The sequence below is a fragment of the Streptomyces yongxingensis genome (genome assembly GCF_055597465.1).
This window is the reverse complement of sequence record NZ_CM145717.1, coordinates 5,642,614-5,658,284: the sequence shown is the minus strand read 5'-3', so window position 1 is coordinate 5,658,284 and position 15,671 is coordinate 5,642,614. Positions and strand designations below refer to the sequence as shown.

Sequence of the window (15,671 nt, the reverse complement as noted above, 5' to 3'; positions counted from 1 at the left end):
CCCCCGCTACGGCTCCGAGTCCAGGTCCGTCTCCTCGAAGACCAGCAGCGTCCGGGTGCTCAGCACCTCCGGTATGGCCTGGATCCGGGTGAGGACCAGCTCGCGCAGCGAGCGGTTGTCCTCGGTGTGCACCAGCAGCAGCACATCGAAGTCCCCGCTGACCAGGGCGATGTGGGTGGCCCCGGGGAGCTGCCTGAGCTGTTCGCGCACGGTGCGCCAGGAGTTCTGGACGATCTTCAAGGTGATGTACGCGGACGCGCCCTGCCCGGCCCGCTCCTGGTCCACCCGGGCGCTGAAGCCGCGGATCACTCCGTCGTCGATCAGGCGGTTGATCCGGGCGTAGGCGTTGGCGCGCGAGACGTGCACCTGCTCGGCCACGGAGCGTATGGAGGCGCGGCCGTCCATTTGGAGCAGACGCAGGATGTCGCGGTCGATGGCGTCCAGTGGGCGCGCCGGGGGTTTGCCGTCCGGATTGGCCATCTGTTCGCCCGGCATATCGTCCCGCCTCCCCTTCATGGACGTCCTGTCTTCATCTCAGGGGCAGCAGAACCGTTTGTCCACAGGCTCGGGTCGCCTGTAGCCAAAATGCGTCAACGACCGAACAATCGGTAGGGGAGGGCGATGCCGCCCGGCACGCCCCGCCCTCCCGCCGTACGCCACGCCCAGGAGGTCGCGACATGACGGTCCTTGAGCAGCCCGGTGCCTACCGGCCCACTCCCCCGCCCGGCTGGCAGCCCCGCGTCGACGCCGCGCCGCTGCTGCCCGACGCGGAGCCGTACCGCCTGCTGGGCACCGCCGCTGCCGCCGACATCTCCCCCGATCTGCTGACCCGGCTCCACCGCGAGCTGGTGCGCGGCCGCCGCTACAACACCCAGGCCACCGCCCTCACCCGGCAGGGCCGGCTGGCCGTCTATCCCTCCTCCACCGGACAGGAAGCCTGCCAGGTCGCGGCCGGGCTGGTGCTGGAGGACCGCGACTGGCTCTTCCCCAGCTACCGCGACACCCTGGCCGCCGTGGTCCGCGGGCTCGACCCCGTCGACGCCCTGACCCTGCTGCGCGGCGACTGGCACTCCGGGTACGACCCCCACACCCACCGCGTCGCCCCGCTGTGCACCCCGCTGGCCACCCAGCTGCCGCACGCCGTCGGCCTCGCCCACGCCGCCCGCCTCAAGGGCGACGACGTGGTGGCCCTCGCCCTGGTCGGCGACGGCGGCACCAGCGAGGGCGATTTCCACGAGGCCCTCAACTTCGCGGCCGTCTGGCACGCCCCGGTCGTCTTCCTCGTCCAGAACAACGGCTTCGCGATCTCCGTCCCGCTCGCCAAGCAGACCGCCGCGCCCTCCCTCGCCCACAAGGCGGTGGGATACGGGATGCCCGGCCGCCTCGTCGACGGCAATGACGCGGCCGCCGTCCACGAGGTCCTGGCGGAGGCGGTGCGCCGGGCCCGCGGCGGGGGCGGCCCCACCCTGGTCGAGGCGGTCACCTACCGCATCGAGGCGCACACCAACGCCGACGACGCCACCCGCTACCGCCCCGACTCCGAGGTCGAGGCATGGCGCGCCCACGACCCGATAGCGCTCCTGGAGGAGGCCATGCGGGACCGCCATCTGCTGGACGACGAGGGGGTCCGGGCCGCGCGGGAGTCCGCGGAGCGGCTCGCCGCCGATCTGCGGACGCGGATGCACCAGGACCCGGTCCTCGACCCCATGGCGCTCTTCGAGCACGTCTACGCCGACCGGACCAGCCAGTTGCGCGAGCAGGCGGCCCAGCTGCGCGCCGAGCTCGATGCCGAGGCCGCGGACGCCGGGAAGGGGGAGTGATGACCACCGCCGTCGGGGCCGACACCGCCCGTAAGCCCGCCACCATGGCCCAGGCCCTCGGCCGCGCGCTGCGCGACGCCATGGCCGCCGACCCGTCCGTCCATGTCCTCGGCGAGGACGTCGGCACCCTGGGCGGCGTCTTCCGGATCACCGACGGGCTCGCCGAGGAGTTCGGCGAGGACCGCTGCACGGACACGCCGCTGGCCGAGGCGGGCATCCTCGGCACCGCCGTGGGCATGGCGATGTACGGGCTGCGGCCGGTGGTCGAGATGCAGTTCGACGCCTTCGCCTACCCGTCCTTCGAGCAGCTCATCAGCCATGTCTCGCGGATGCGCAACCGCACCCGGGGCGCGATGCCGATGCCGATCACCGTGCGGGTGCCCTATGGGGGCGGCATCGGCGGCGTCGAGCACCACAGCGACTCCTCCGAGATCTACTACATGGCCACCCCCGGCCTCCATGTCGTCGCCCCCGCGACCGTCGCGGACGCCTATGGGTTGCTGCGCGCCGCCATCGCCTCCGACGACCCGGTGATCTTCCTGGAGCCCAAGCGGCTGTACTGGTCCAAGGCCGACTGGTCGGCCGACGCCCCCGAGCAGGTGCCGCCCATCGGGCGCGCGGTGGTGCGCGGGCCCGGCAGCGGCGGTCGGCGCGGCGCCACCTTGATCTCCTACGGCCCCTCCGTGCCGGTGTGCCTCGAGGCCGCCGAGGCGGCCCGGGCCGAGGGCTGGGACCTGGAGGTCGTCGATCTGCGCTCGCTCGTCCCCTTCGACGACGAGACGGTGTGCGCCTCCGTGCTCCGCACCGGCCGCGCGGTCGTCGTCCACGAGTCCACGGGCTTCGGCGGGCCCGGCGGGGAGATCGCCGCCCGGGTCACCGAGCGCTGCTTCCACCATCTGGAGGCGCCCGTGCTGCGGGTGGCCGGATTCGACATCCCCTACCCGCCGCCCATGCTGGAGCGGCACCACCTGCCCGGGGTGGACCGGGTGCTGGACGCCGTCGCCCGGCTCCAGTGGGAGTCGGAGTGGACCGAGGGGAGCGCGGTCCGATGACTGTCGTAAGGGAGTTCACCCTGCCCGATCTGGGCGAGGGGCTGACCGGCGCCGAGATCGTGCGCTGGCTGGTCCAGGTCGGCGATGTGGTCGCGGTCGACCAGCCGGTGGTCGAGGTCGAGACGGCCAAGGCGATGGTGGATGTGCCGTGCCCCTACGGCGGTGTGGTGACGGCCCGTTACGGCGAGGAGGGTGCGGAGGTGCCGGTCGGGGCGCCGCTGATCACGGTCGCCGTGCCCGAGGGCTCGGACGACGGATCCGGTCCGCCGGTCACCGAGAGCGCGATCGACGGGGCGTCGGGCAATGTGCTGGTCGGCTATGGCACGGCCGGTCCCGCCGCGCGGCGCCGCCGCGTTCGGCCCTCCCCCGGGCCGCTGCGCGAGACGCCCACGGCGGCCCCCGGCGGACCGCTGCCGGAGACGGCGGCGGCCCCCGCAGCGCCCTTGCGCGAGACGGCGGCGGCCCCCGCCCCGCCCGTACGCGAGACGGCGGCGGCCCCCGCCGGGCCCCTTCCGGTGATCTCGCCGCTGGTGCGGCGGCTGGCCCGGGAGCACGACGTCGATCTGCGGCAGCTCAGGGGCTCGGGCCCCGAGGGGCTGATTCTGCGGGCGGACGTCGAAAGAGCGGTCGCGGGGGCGGCGCCCGCCCCTGCCGCGCCCGCGCCCGCCGCGCCCGCCCCTGCCGCGCCCGCCCCCGCCGCGCCCCCCGCCCCGGAAGGGGAGCGGGTGCCGCTGCGAGGGGTGCGGGGCGCCGTGGCCGACAAGCTCGCGCGCAGCCGGCGCGAGATCCCCGACGCAACCTGCTGGGTGGACGCCGACGCCACCGAACTGCTCGCCGCCCGTGCGGCGATGAACGCCGGGGACGGGCCCAAGGTCTCCGTGCTCGCCCTCCTGGCCCGTATCTGCACGGCGGCCCTCGCGCGCTTCCCCGAGCTCAACGCCACGGTGGACATGGCGGGCCGGGAGATCATCCGGCTCCCCGACGTCCACCTCGGCTTCGCCGCCCAGACGGACCGGGGTCTGGTGGTCCCGGTGGTGCGCGATGCCCACACGCGGACCGTGGAGGGGCTCTCCGAGGAGATCGCCCGGCTGACCGAGGCCGCGCGGACCGGGACCCTCGCCCCCGCCCAGCTCACCGGCGGCACCTTCACCCTGAACAACTACGGGGTGTTCGGGGTCGACGGCTCGACGCCGATCATCAACCACCCCGAGGCGGCGATGCTCGGGGTCGGGCGGATCTCCCCGAAGCCCTGGGTGCACCAGGGTGAGCTGGCGGTGTGCCAGGTGGTGCAGCTGTCGTTCACCTTCGACCACCGGGTGTGCGACGGGGGCACCGCCGGCGGATTCCTGCGGTTCGTGGCCGACTGCGTGGAGCAGCCCATGATGTTGTTGCGGCGGCTGTAGCGGATGCGCGGCGGCGCCATACTCATGGGGTGACTCCAGGTGCGTATGACGCAGTGATCCTGGCCGGGGGCGCCGCTCGGCGGCTCGGTGGGGTGGACAAGCCCGCGCTGCGGGTGGGCGGGCGAGCCCTGCTCGACCGGGTGCTGGACGCATGCCGCGGCGCCGGGCGGACCGTCGTCGTCGGCCCGCGCAGGCCCACGGCACGGCCGGTGCGGTGGGCCCGGGAGGAGCCCCCCGGCGGCGGCCCGGTCGCGGCCGTCGACGCGGGCATCCGGCAGACCACGGCTCCGGTCGTCCTCGTCCTCTCCGCCGATCTGCCCTTCCTCACCCACGAGACCGTCGAGACCCTCCTCACCGGTCTCCGGGGCGCCGAAGGGGCCGTGCTCATCGACCCCGACGGCCGTGAGCAGCCCCTTGTCGCCGCCTACCGCGCCGAGCCGCTGCGCCGCGAGATCGCCCTCCTCGCCACCGAACACGGCGGCCTCGGCGGGCTGCCCCTCCGCCTCCTCGTCTCCGAGCTGGCCCTGGCCCGCCTCCAGCACTCCACCGCGTCGTTCGACTGCGACACCTGGGAAGACATCACCACGGCTCGAGCGCGCATCAGGGAGCATGGACACGTGTTGGACGAATGGATTGCCGCAGTCAAGGCCGAGCTCGGGATCGACCTGGATGTCGACACCGCGGCCCTACTCGATCTGGCCCGTGACGCCGCACATGGCGTCGCCCGGCCCGCCGCCCCCCTGACCACCTTTCTCGTCGGCTACGCCGCGGCCCAGAAGGGCGGCGGCCCCGAGGCGCTGGCCGCCGCCACCGAGAAGGCCGCGGCGCTGGCGGCGCGTTGGGCCGAGGAGCAGTGACACCTCGCCACCCCCGGGACGGGGACCCGCTCGACCGCGAGGTCGACGAGGCGCTGGCGCTGGCCAATGAATCGCCATCGCGGGGCCCGGAGCCGCTCGGAACGGAAACGGGAGAGGACTGGGCCGACGCCGCCCTCAGCCTGGCCAATGGCCGCCCGGCCCAACCCGCCCGGGAGCGAAGCCCCGGCGACGCCGACGGCACCGGCGATACGGGCGACATCAGCGACACCGGTGACCCGACCCGGACGGACTGGGTCGAGACCGCGCTCGACCTGGCACGGGAGACGGCGGCAGAGCCCGCGGCGGTCCTGGACGCCCAGGGTCACGTACGCCGAAGGCCAGAGGTGTATTCGAGGAGCCGATCTTCGGGTAGTCCGATGTCGGAGGGCACTGGCAGCAAAGGCACGCGGTCCAGGGCCCCCGCCCGTCAGGCCCCGGCCCCGCACCCGAAACGCACCCCCGGCACGTCCACGCCCCACCCGCATCCCTCCATGAACCCACCGCACCGCAGCCCCACCTCCTGGCCCGACGCCCGCGCCATCGCCGCCCGCGCCGCCGTCAAGGAGGCCGCCCACGCCGCCCCGGTGATGCGGCCGCTGTCCGAGGCGCTCGGCCAGGTCCTGGCCGCGCCGCTCGCCGCGCTCACCGATCTGCCGCCCTTCGACACCTCCGCGATGGACGGCTGGGCGCTCTCGGGCCCCGGCCCCTGGCGGCTGCCAACCGGCACGAAGGGCCAGGACCACCCCGGCATCCTCGCCGGACACGGCGAGACGGCCCCCCTCCCCGACGGCCACGCGGTGCGCATCGCCACCGGCGCCCGCGTCCCGCCCGGCGCCACCGCCGTACTGCGCAGCGAGTACGGCACCGACGCGGGCGACGGCTGGCTGCACGCGTCCGCCGCCCACCCCGTCGTCCTCGGCCAGGACATCCGCACCCGCGGCCAGGAGTGCCGCAGCGGCGATCAGCTGCTCCCCGCCGGGACCCTGGTCACCCCCGCCGTCCTGGGCCTGGCCGCCGCTGCCGGGTACGACGAGCTGCCGACGGTGCGCAGGCCGCGCGTCGAGGTGCTGGTCCTCGGCGACGAGCTGCTCACCGAGGGGCTGCCGCACGACGGCCGGATCCGGGACGCGCTGGGGCCGATGGTCGGGCCGTGGCTGCGGGCGCTCGGCGCCGAGGTCGTGGGCACCCGGCGGCTGGCCGACGAGGCGGACGCGGTGTACGCGGCGGTGGCCGAGTCGTCCGCCGACGTCGTCGTGACGACCGGGGGCACGGCCGCGGGCCCCGTGGACCACGTCCACCCCACCCTGCGCCGTTTGGGCGCCGAACTGCTGGTGGACGGGGTGGCGGTGCGCCCCGGCCACCCGATGCTGCTGGCCCGCCTCGCCCGCGAAAACCCCGGGAACCCCGGGAACCCTGGAAAGCCCGGGAACCCCGGAAAGCCCGGGAACCCCGGAGACTCCGAAGGCGTCGAAACCCGCAAAAACCCCAAAACCGCCGAAACCCCCGAACGCCCATCCCGCCCCGCCCGGCATCTGGTGGGGCTCCCCGGCAATCCGCTCGCGGCGGTCTCCGGTCTGCTGACCCTCGCGGAGCCGCTGCTGCGGACGCTGACGGGCCGCCCGGCCCCCGACCCCGGACCGGCCCCGCTGGCCGAGGCCGTGCAGGGGCATCCGCGGGACACCCGGCTGGTCCCCGTGACCTTCCGGCAGGACACAGCCGTGCCGCTGCGCTTCAACGGCCCGGCGATGCTGCGCGGCATCGCGGTGGCCGACGGCCTCGCCGTGATTCCGCCCGGCGGGGCGAAGCGCGGCGTGGAGGTCGACGTACTGGATCTCCCGTGGTCGGCGAGCGCGACGGAGCAACCGAGCCACACGGACCAAGCGCGCCAACGCACGGACCAAGCGCGCCAAGGCACGGGCCGGGCGGCCGACGGCGAGGACATATCCCCCCAGGAGGGCCCGGCGTGAAGCTGCCCAGCCATGACGCGGCCGCCCGCACCCCGGGGGACGGCGGCCACCGCGTCCACCTGCCCCACTTCCCCGCGGGCCCGCTGCGCCAGGTCGTCCGGCGGCTGCTGCTGGCGCTGCTGGTGCTGGTGCTGACGGTGGTCATCGTGTACGTCGACCGCGCCGGCTACCACGACAACTCCGACGAGCGGGTTGACTTCCTCGACTCCGTCTACTACTCGACCGTCACGCTTTCCACGACCGGATACGGCGACATCGTGCCGTACAGCGACAGCGCGCGGCTCAGTAACATCCTGCTGGTCACGCCGCTGCGCGTGCTGTTTCTGATCATCCTGGTCGGCACCACCCTGGAAGTCCTGGCCGAACGCACCCGCGAGCAGTACCGCCTGAACCGCTGGAGGTCAGCGTTGCGTGATCACACCGTTGTCGTCGGCTTCGGTACGAAGGGGCGGTCCGCGGTGCAGACCCTTTGCGCGACGGGCCTGCCCAAGAACCGGGTGGTCGTGGTCGACCCCAACCACAAGGTGATCGAGGCGGCGAACGCCGAGGGGTTCGCGGGGGTGGTCGGCGACGCGACCCGCAGCGATGTGCTGTTGCGGGCGGAGGCGCAGCGCGCCCGCCAGTTCGTGATCGCCACCCAGCGCGATGACACCGCCGTCCTGGTCACGCTGACGGCCCGGCAGCTCAACCGGGGCGCCAACATCGTGGCGGCGGTGCGCGAGGAGGAGAACGCGCCGCTGCTGCGCCAGTCCGGGGCCGACGCGGTGATCACCAGCGCCAGCGCGGCGGGCCGCCTGCTCGGCATGAGCGTGCAGAGCCCGACGGCCGGAGCGGTGATCGAGGACCTGATCCAGCAGGGCACGGGCCTGGACCTGGTGGAGCGCACGGTGGTGAAGGCGGAGGTGGGCAAGTCGGTGCGGGACACGGAGGACCTCGTGGTGTCCGTGCTGCGCGGCCATCGCCTCCTCGCGTACGACGACCCCGACGCCAGCCCGCTGCAGGCGGCCGACCGCTTGATCACGATCGTTCGCGCGCCGATGGTCCAGGAGTAGCCTCGCGGCCATGCATGCGATCACGATTCCCGAACCCGGTGGCCCCGAAGCGCTGGTATGGGCGGAGGTCCCCGATCCCGTGCCCGGTGAGGGCGAGGTCCTGGTCGACGTGGCGGCCGCCGGTGTCAACCGCGCGGATGTGCTCCAGCGCCAGGGCCACTATCCGCCGCCGCCCGGAGCCTCGCCCTACGTCGGTCTGGAGTGCTCGGGCCGGATCTCGGCGCTCGGTCCCGGCGTCACCGGCTGGTCGGTGGGCGACGAGGTGTGCGCCCTGCTCGCGGGCGGTGGATACGCCGAGAAGGTGGCGGTTCCCTCGGGCCAGCTGCTGCCCCTTCCCGAGGGCGTGGACCTGGTCACGGCCGCCGCGCTGCCCGAAGTGACCGCCACCGTCTGGTCCAACGTCTTCATGATCTCCCATCTCCGGCCGGGCGAGACGCTGTTGGCGCACGGCGGATCGAGCGGCATCGGCACCATGGCGATCCAGCTCGCGAAGGCGGTCGGGGCGCGGGTCGCGGTGACCGCGGGCGGCCCGGAGAAGCTGGCCGCCTGCCAGGAGCTCGGCGCCGACATCCTGATCGACTACCGCGAGCAGGACTTCGTCGAGGAGATCCGCCGGGCCACCGACGGCGCGGGCGCGGACGTCATCCTGGACATCCTCGGCGCGAAGTACCTCGCCCGGAATCTGGAGACGCTCGCCGTCAACGGTCGGCTGGCGATCATCGGGCTCCAGGGCGGGGTGAAGGCCGAGCTGAACCTGGCCACCCTGCTGTCCAAGAGCGCCGCCGTGACGGCCACCGGGCTGCGGGGCCGCTCGCTGGCGCAGAAGTCGGCGATCATCGCGGCGGTACGGGAGCATGTCTGGCCGCTGATCGGGGGCGGCCGGGTCCGCCCGATCGTCCACAGCACCGTCCCGATGCGGGAGGCCCCGGAGGCCCACCGGCTGCTGGAGTCCAGCACGCATGTGGGCAAGATCCTGCTGACGACCTGAGCGCCGCGGGCCCGTACGGCGGCGCCGCCGCGAGCCTTACGGCGGCGCCGCGGTCCGCATGGTCGCGACACGGCCCTTACGGCGCTGCCACGGCCCTTACGGCGGATGCCGCGGCCCTTACGGTCGTACCGCGTTCCTTACGGCGGCGTTCAGGATGCCCGGCACCTCCCCCCATGTGACGCTGATCCCGTTACCGCGACGGTTCGGCACGGGAGGGTGACCACCGTGAACCCTGCGACGCTTCGCACACTCCCCGCGGCGGCCCTGCTGGCGGGCACCGCCCTGGCCGCGGCCCCCGCCGCGTCCGCCGCCGCCCCCGCCGACGACGGCGGCGGCGGGCTGGCGGGCACCCGCGCGGGCGAGGGCCGTGCGCACCCCGGCCGCGCCGGGACGCCGACCCCCTCGTCGCCGGACGAGGACCCCACGGCCGACCCGGGGGACGACGAGGGAACCGGGCGGTTCTCGGTGGTGCCCGAGTGGACGCCCTCCTCCCTCCCCGTCCCGCAGCGGCCGGACCGGCACCAGGCGCGCGAATCACTCCCGTCCGGACAGCCTTACGGTGCTCAGCGGACCGCCGCCGAGCCCAGCGGGCGGGCGATGCGGGTGCTGCCGCTGGGCACCGGTCTCGCGCTCACCGGTCTCGGCCTCGGCCTGGCGTTCTTCGGCCTGCGGCTGCGCCGCCGCTGATCACCGCCATTGATCACCACCACTGATCCGATGCCCGCCGCTGACAGCCGTCGCCGGTGATCGGCGCCGAATCCTCGACCCTCGCCCGTCGTACCGGGTGCCGGTGCGGAACAATAGGGGTATGAACCAGCCGATGAACGAACGAGCGCAGGAGAGCCCGCACGTCCTGGTCGTCGGTCCGGACGGCATGGCACTCGGCGGCGTCACTCCTGCTTCTGGCGAGGGCAGTGGTGACGACGAGTCGCGCGAGGTTCCCGTGACGGACATGGTCGAACAGCCGGCGAAGGTCATGCGGATCGGCAGCATGATCAAGCAGCTTCTGGAGGAGGTCCGCGCCGCACCTCTCGACGAGGCCAGCCGGGTCCGGCTCAAGGAGATCCACTCCAGCTCGGTGAAGGAGCTGGAGGACGGGCTGGCCCCCGAGCTGATCGGGGAGCTGGAGCGGCTGTCGCTGCCCTTCACGGACGAGGCGGTGCCCACCGAGGCGGAACTGCGCATCGCCCAGGCTCAGTTGGTCGGCTGGCTGGAGGGGCTGTTCCACGGCATCCAGACCACCCTGTTCGCCCAGCAGATGGCGGCGCGCGCCCAACTGGAGCAGATGCGCCGGGCGCTGCCGCCGGGTATCGGCGGGGGCGAGGAGGACGAGGCCGCGCCCAAGCCGGGCGGCGCCCGCTCGGGGCCGTACCTCTGAGCCGCTGAGCCGCCCTCCGAGCCACGCGCCGGACGCGACCCGGACGCGACCCGGACAGGCACCGGACACAACGAAACGACGCCGCGGGCCTCACCTTCCGATGAGGCCCGCGGCGTCGTCACGCCGGAAGCGGGGTGGGAGCCGCCCCTACTCCGGGTTGCCGGTGGAGACGGTCAGCTCGATGGTGTCCGTCTTGGGGTTGTACGGCTCGTAGTTCCGGTACGTGTAATTGAGGACGGTGCCCTTGCCCCACAGATTCTCGTCCTGGGGCACCACGCGGTACTTCCAGCCCGCCGCGCGGATGCACTTCTTCACCGAGTCGATGTAGAGGTTCTGGAAGTCGGGCACCGAGTACGTGCCCTTCTCGTCGGTGTTCTCGTACGCGTCGGTGCACTTCTTCGCGTCGATGGTCTTGGTCTTGTCGCCCATGCGGAAGCCCGCGGCGGTGTCGGAGGCCGACGGCGACGCCGACTTGCCGCCACCGCCCCCCTTGCTCTCGTCCTTGGAGCCGTCGCCGTCGCCACTGAGCGCGATGACCAGGACCACGGCGATGACGGCGATCGCCGCGACGACGGCCGAGCCTATGATCACGCGCTTGTTGCCGCTGCCACCGCCGCTTCCGGACGGCGTCGAGGGCGAGATGTTGTACGGCGGCGGGGTGCTGGGGCCCTGGTACGACGGCGTCGGGGTCTGGTAGCCCGGCTGCCCCAGCGGGGCCGTGGACGGCGCCTGGGCGGCCGGGGGCGGCGGGGTGGACGGGCCGAAGGCGCCGAACTGCCCGGGGGAGTGCTGCGGCTGGTACGGCGTCTGGACGCTGCCGGGGCCGGGCGCGGGCGTCTGCTGGTCGACCGGCGGGAAGACCGCCGAGCCGACACCGGCACCGCTGCGGGCCGGGGGGCCGCCGCTGATGATGATCGGGGAGGCACCGGTCTGCCCGGTGCGGGCGACTCGCGCGCATTCGTCGCGCATGGCCTCGGCGGTCGGGAAGCGCTCGTTCGGGTTCTTCTTCAGGGCGCGGGCCACCAGCGCGTCCACCGCCGGGGGAATGGACTGGTTGATCGAGGAGGGCGTGACCGGCTCCTCCTGGACGTGCGCGTACGCGATGGCCAGCGGCGAGTCCGCGTCGAAGGGCAGCCGGCCGGTCAGCAGCTCGAAGAGCATGATGCCGACCGAGTACAGGTCGCTGCGGGCGTCCACGCCGCGGCCCAGCGCCTGCTCGGGGGAGAGGTACTGCGGAGTGCCGACGACCATGCCGGTCTGGGTCATGGAGGTGACCCCGGACTGCATGGCGCGGGCGATGCCGAAGTCCATGACTTTGACCACATTACGCTTGGTCATCATCACGTTACCCGGCTTGATGTCGCGGTGGACCAGCCCCATCTCATGGCTGATTTCCAGCGCCGCCAGCACATCGCTGGTGATCTTCAGTGCTTTTTCGGTCGGCATCGCGCCGTATTGCCGGACATCGCCGTCCAGAACCGAGCGCAGCGGCTGACCCTCGACGTACTCCATGACGATGTACGGCATCAGCGAGCCGTCGATGGAGTCCTCGCCGGTGTCGAAGACCGAGACGATATTGGTGTGCGTGAGTTTCGCCACCGCCTGGGCCTCGCGGCGGAACCGCTCGCGGAAGGACTGCTCGCGTCCCAGCTCGGTGTGGAGCGTCTTGATCGCGACCTGGCGGTCCAGCACGGTGTCATAGGCCAGGTGGACGGAGGCCATGCCGCCCTCGCCCAACAGGTCACGCAGCTGATACCGGCCGTTCGCCAGAGAGTGGCCTTGATACCTGCCCGATGCGCCGTACTGGCTCATTTCGTACTTCCCCCTTGGCGCACTCACTACTCTGACGCGCACGTTTCGACGCATTGATCTTGATGTTCTGGATATCGTGGCCAAGTCTGCCCCAGGCCACGGACACGTCAAGCCGCGTTGCCCGTTCCGTGACCGGATGCGCAAGAACCCGTCACGCGATTTGCATCGCTTCACCGTCAACAGGTTTGATGGCCGGTCCATCACCAACCGATACACGGCGCGAAGGCTGTAGCGTGCCTAGCGGGAACCGTACCGCCCGTGGGCGGGGCGATCTCGACCCGACCCCCACCGAGAACGAGACGGCGAGGACCGATGGCACAGACCCAGGGCGCCCATGGGCCCTCCGAACCTGACGCCAGTGGGTCCGGAATGCCGGATACGCCCGAGGTGTGGGGCAACGGAGGACTTGTCGGCGATGGTCGATATCGGCTTACCAGCCGACTCGGCCGCGGCGGTATGGCGGAGGTGTTCGCCGCCGAGGACCTCCGGCTCGGCCGTACGGTCGCGGTGAAGCTGCTCCGCGCCGATCTGGCCGAGGACCCGGTGTCCAAGGCCCGCTTCACCCGCGAGGCACAGTCCGTGGCCGGGCTGAACCACCACGCCGTGGTGGCGGTCTACGACTCCGGCGAGGACACCGTCGGCCAGAACACCGTGCCGTACATCGTCATGGAGCTGGTCGAGGGCCGGACCATCCGCGATCTGCTGCTCAACGCCGAGGCCCCGCCGCCGGACCAGGCACTGATCATCGTCTCCGGGGTGCTGGAGGCGCTCGCCTACAGCCATCAGCACGGCATCGTGCACCGTGACATCAAGCCCGCCAACGTGATCATCACCAACAGCGGCGCGGTCAAGGTCATGGACTTCGGCATCGCCCGCGCCCTGCACGGCGCGCAGTCCACGATGACCCAGACCGGCATGGTCATGGGCACACCGCAGTACCTCTCGCCGGAGCAGGCCCTCGGCAAGGCCGTGGACCACCGCTCCGACCTCTACGCCACCGGCTGCCTGCTCTACGAGCTGCTGGCGCTCCGCCCGCCGTTCACCGGGGAGACCCCGCTGTCGGTGGTGTACCAGCACGTCCAGGACACCCCGGTGCCCCCGTCGGAGACCTCCGGCACCGTGCCGCCGGAGCTGGACGGCCTGGTCATGCGCTCCCTCGCCAAGGACCCGGACGACCGGTTCCAGAGCGCCGAGGAGATGCGCGGGCTGGTCCAGTACGCGCTGCAGATGCTCCACGAGGCCGGCGGCCACACCGGCATGTGGAACACCGGCCCGGTCACCCAGCACCTGGGCGCCGCCACCCCCGCCATGGGCATGCCCGGCGTCGGGGCCACCACCGCGCTGCCGCACCCGGGCCACGGCGAGACCTCCCAGCAGCCGATCGTCACCGGCCCCGGCGGCGGGGGCGGCGGCTACCACGGCGGTTCCGGCCGCGGTAAGGGCCGCGGCAGGATGTGGCTGATCGCGGTGCTCGCGGTGATCGCGGTCGCGGCGGGGGTCGCCTTCGCCCTCCAGATGGGCGACAAGGACGGCGGGAAGCAGCCGAGCAAGCACCAGCCGTCGGTCACCCAGGAGAAGACGGAGAAGCCGACCGACAAGCCGAGCGACGACTCGAGCGACGAGACGGTCCCGAGCGACGACGGGAACACCTCGGGGGGCACGGGCAGCGACTACACCCCGACCGCGAACCCGACGCCGACGTACCAGGACAACCCCACGGACCAGCCGACCGGTCCGGAGACGGACCCGGGCACCGGCGAGCCGACCGGCGAGGAGACCACCCCGGGCGGCGGCGAGGAGACCACCCCGACGACGGACCCGGAGACGGACCCGGGCACCACCGAGCCCACCGGCGGCACGGCGGGCGCCACGGACGGTGGCGCCGGCACCCCCTGACGGCCTGGGGCGCCCCACGGCGCCCCCTCGGCCTCAGCCGTAAGAAGGGCCCCTTCCCAGCGGAAGGCGGCCCTTCAGCCGTAGGAACGCCCGCTCCGGCCGCCGTAGGAACGCCCGCTCCGGCCGCCGCGGGAACGCCCGCTCCGGCCGCCGCGGGAACGCCTCCCCGGCCGCGGAAGGCGCTCCCGTCACCCGCAGAAGGCGTCGCGGACCGCGTCGTACTCCCGGGTCCACCACACCACCAGCGCGGCGGCCGCCGGGAACTGCGGATCGGCGCGCCGGTCCCCGCGCTGGTAGCGCCAGCGCAGCATCCAGAAGTCGTTGAGCCGCTCCCACCACACCCGGTGCACGGCCGCGGCCATCTCGGAGGTCCCGGCCCCCGCCGCGCAGCGGTACGCCCGCGCGTAGGACCGCACCTTGGTGAGCTCCAGGGTGCCGCCGGGCCGTACGAAGAAGATCGCGGCGGCGCGGACCGCCTCCTCGGCGCGCGGCTGCACCCCGAGCCGGTCCCAGTCGACGATGGCGGCCGGTTCCGTGTCGCGGTAGAGCAGGTTCAGCGGGTGGAAGTCGCCGTGCACCCAGCCGGCGACCGGGACGGCGTCCGCCTCGGGGCGGCGGTGGGCGTGCCGCTCCACCAGCGTCCGCCGCTCGACCAGCCGGTGCTCGGCGAGTTCGTCGAAGGTGTCGCGGTTCCGGCGCCCCCGGATCAGCGTGAGCAGCTCGTCGATGACGGCGAAGGTGTCCTCGGGGTCGGCGGCGGCCTCCACGGGCGGCCTGCGGTCGCCCGTACGGGCCCGCATGACGCGCTCCAGACAGGTGTGGACGAGCCCGAGCAGCCCGCCCAGCCGCCAGCACTGCGGGGCGGTCAGCTCGCCGCCGTCGCGGTGCCGCCCGTCGATCCAGGGGTGTAACGCGTAGCAGCGGCCGCCGATGACGGCGACCGTACGGCCGTCGGCGTCCGGGACCGGCGGGGCGACGGGCACCCCGAGCGCCTCCAGCCGCTGGGTGACCCGGTGCTGGCGGGCGATGGCGGTGCGGTCGCCGTCGAGGTGGTGTTTGAGGAAGAACCGGCCACGGGTGGTGGCGAGGCGGTAGCCCCGGTTGAGCAGCCCCTGGGTGAGCGGTTCGCAGGAGACGGCCTCACCGGCGGTGTCATAGCGGCGGAGCAGGGCGCTCAGGGTTTCCCCGTCGGGAGCGGCCTCGGCGGAGTGTACATGTGAGCGCGGCACCTGCCAGATGTTAGATCACCGGACATCACCGCCACGGCCCGCGAAGACGGGGGCACGGCACCCCGGTGTACGGCTGGTTGACCGGGCCGGGCCCGGCCCGGCGTCAAGGCTGGGGGTGTCCGACGGTACGCGTACGCCTGCGGCGGGCTGTTCCCCTCCCGCCCCTTCCCACAACTGGGGCTCCGCCCCAGACCCCGGGATCCAGGGGCGGTGCCCT

13 protein-coding genes are annotated in these 15,671 nt (G+C 73.2%); 10 read left to right on the top strand and 3 right to left on the bottom strand.

Annotation, left to right across the window (positions count from 1 at the left end):
- Positions 1-6: 6 nt before the first annotated feature.
- On the bottom strand, positions 7-495 hold the full coding sequence (locus ACZ6TD_RS24265) for an Lrp/AsnC family transcriptional regulator (protein ID WP_137978737.1): 489 nt from the start codon (positions 493-495) through the stop codon (positions 7-9).
- Between the two features lie 182 nt (positions 496-677).
- Here ACZ6TD_RS24265 and pdhA point away from each other — a divergent pair, with 182 nt between their 5' ends.
- The 9 genes from pdhA to ACZ6TD_RS24220 all read left to right on the top strand — a co-directional run bounded on the left by pdhA (position 678) and on the right by ACZ6TD_RS24220 (position 10,517).
- Positions 678-1,820, top strand: a complete 1,143-nt coding sequence (pdhA, locus tag ACZ6TD_RS24260; protein ID WP_471341587.1) for a pyruvate dehydrogenase (acetyl-transferring) E1 component subunit alpha — start codon at positions 678-680, stop codon at positions 1,818-1,820.
- Positions 1,820-2,872: an alpha-ketoacid dehydrogenase subunit beta gene (locus tag ACZ6TD_RS24255; protein WP_471357513.1), complete on the top strand. Its 1,053-nt coding sequence runs from the start codon at positions 1,820-1,822 to the stop codon at positions 2,870-2,872. The genes pdhA and ACZ6TD_RS24255 overlap by 1 nt, the downstream gene beginning before the upstream one ends.
- Positions 2,869-4,275 (top strand): dihydrolipoamide acetyltransferase family protein, encoded by a 1,407-nt coding sequence (locus ACZ6TD_RS24250; protein ID WP_471357510.1) that lies wholly within the window; start codon positions 2,869-2,871, stop codon positions 4,273-4,275. The genes ACZ6TD_RS24255 and ACZ6TD_RS24250 overlap by 4 nt, the downstream gene beginning before the upstream one ends.
- A 29-nt stretch (positions 4,276-4,304) precedes the next feature.
- Positions 4,305-5,132 carry an NTP transferase domain-containing protein gene (locus tag ACZ6TD_RS24245; RefSeq protein ID WP_471357507.1) on the top strand — a complete coding sequence of 276 codons (828 nt, stop codon included), beginning with the start codon at positions 4,305-4,307 and terminating at the stop codon, positions 5,130-5,132.
- 491 nt (positions 5,133-5,623) lie between these two features.
- The gene (locus tag ACZ6TD_RS24240; protein ID WP_471358006.1) at positions 5,624-7,099 is read left to right on the top strand and encodes a molybdopterin molybdotransferase MoeA; all 1,476 of its coding nucleotides are present in this window, start codon (positions 5,624-5,626) and stop codon (positions 7,097-7,099) included.
- Positions 7,096-8,151 carry a potassium channel family protein gene (locus ACZ6TD_RS24235; RefSeq protein WP_471357504.1) on the top strand — a complete coding sequence of 352 codons (1,056 nt, stop codon included), beginning with the start codon at positions 7,096-7,098 and terminating at the stop codon, positions 8,149-8,151. The genes ACZ6TD_RS24240 and ACZ6TD_RS24235 overlap by 4 nt, the downstream gene beginning before the upstream one ends.
- Before the next feature lie 10 nt (positions 8,152-8,161).
- Positions 8,162-9,139: an NAD(P)H-quinone oxidoreductase gene (locus ACZ6TD_RS24230; RefSeq protein ID WP_471357501.1), complete on the top strand. Its 978-nt coding sequence runs from the start codon at positions 8,162-8,164 to the stop codon at positions 9,137-9,139.
- A 225-nt stretch (positions 9,140-9,364) separates the two neighbouring features.
- The gene (locus ACZ6TD_RS24225; RefSeq protein ID WP_471357498.1) at positions 9,365-9,826 is read left to right on the top strand and encodes a hypothetical protein; all 462 of its coding nucleotides are present in this window, start codon (positions 9,365-9,367) and stop codon (positions 9,824-9,826) included.
- Between the two features lie 121 nt (positions 9,827-9,947).
- A complete protein-coding gene (locus ACZ6TD_RS24220; RefSeq protein WP_471357495.1) occupies positions 9,948-10,517 on the top strand; it encodes a bacterial proteasome activator family protein in 570 nt (189 codons plus the stop codon).
- A 147-nt stretch (positions 10,518-10,664) separates the two neighbouring features.
- On the opposite strand, the gene ACZ6TD_RS24215 is transcribed toward ACZ6TD_RS24220, so the two are convergent.
- A complete protein-coding gene (locus ACZ6TD_RS24215; RefSeq protein WP_471357492.1) occupies positions 10,665-12,329 on the bottom strand; it encodes a Stk1 family PASTA domain-containing Ser/Thr kinase in 1,665 nt (554 codons plus the stop codon).
- 312 nt (positions 12,330-12,641) lie between these two features.
- On the opposite strand from ACZ6TD_RS24215, the gene ACZ6TD_RS24210 reads away from it, so the two are divergent.
- Complete coding sequence (locus tag ACZ6TD_RS24210; protein WP_471357489.1) at positions 12,642-14,225, top strand: protein kinase domain-containing protein; 1,584 nt, start codon at positions 12,642-12,644, stop codon at positions 14,223-14,225.
- Between the two features lie 188 nt (positions 14,226-14,413).
- Here ACZ6TD_RS24210 and ACZ6TD_RS24205 read toward each other — a convergent pair whose 3' ends face one another.
- On the bottom strand, positions 14,414-15,454 hold the full coding sequence (locus ACZ6TD_RS24205; RefSeq protein ID WP_471357486.1) for a phosphotransferase: 1,041 nt from the start codon (positions 15,452-15,454) through the stop codon (positions 14,414-14,416).
- Positions 15,455-15,671: the final 217 nt, after the last annotated feature.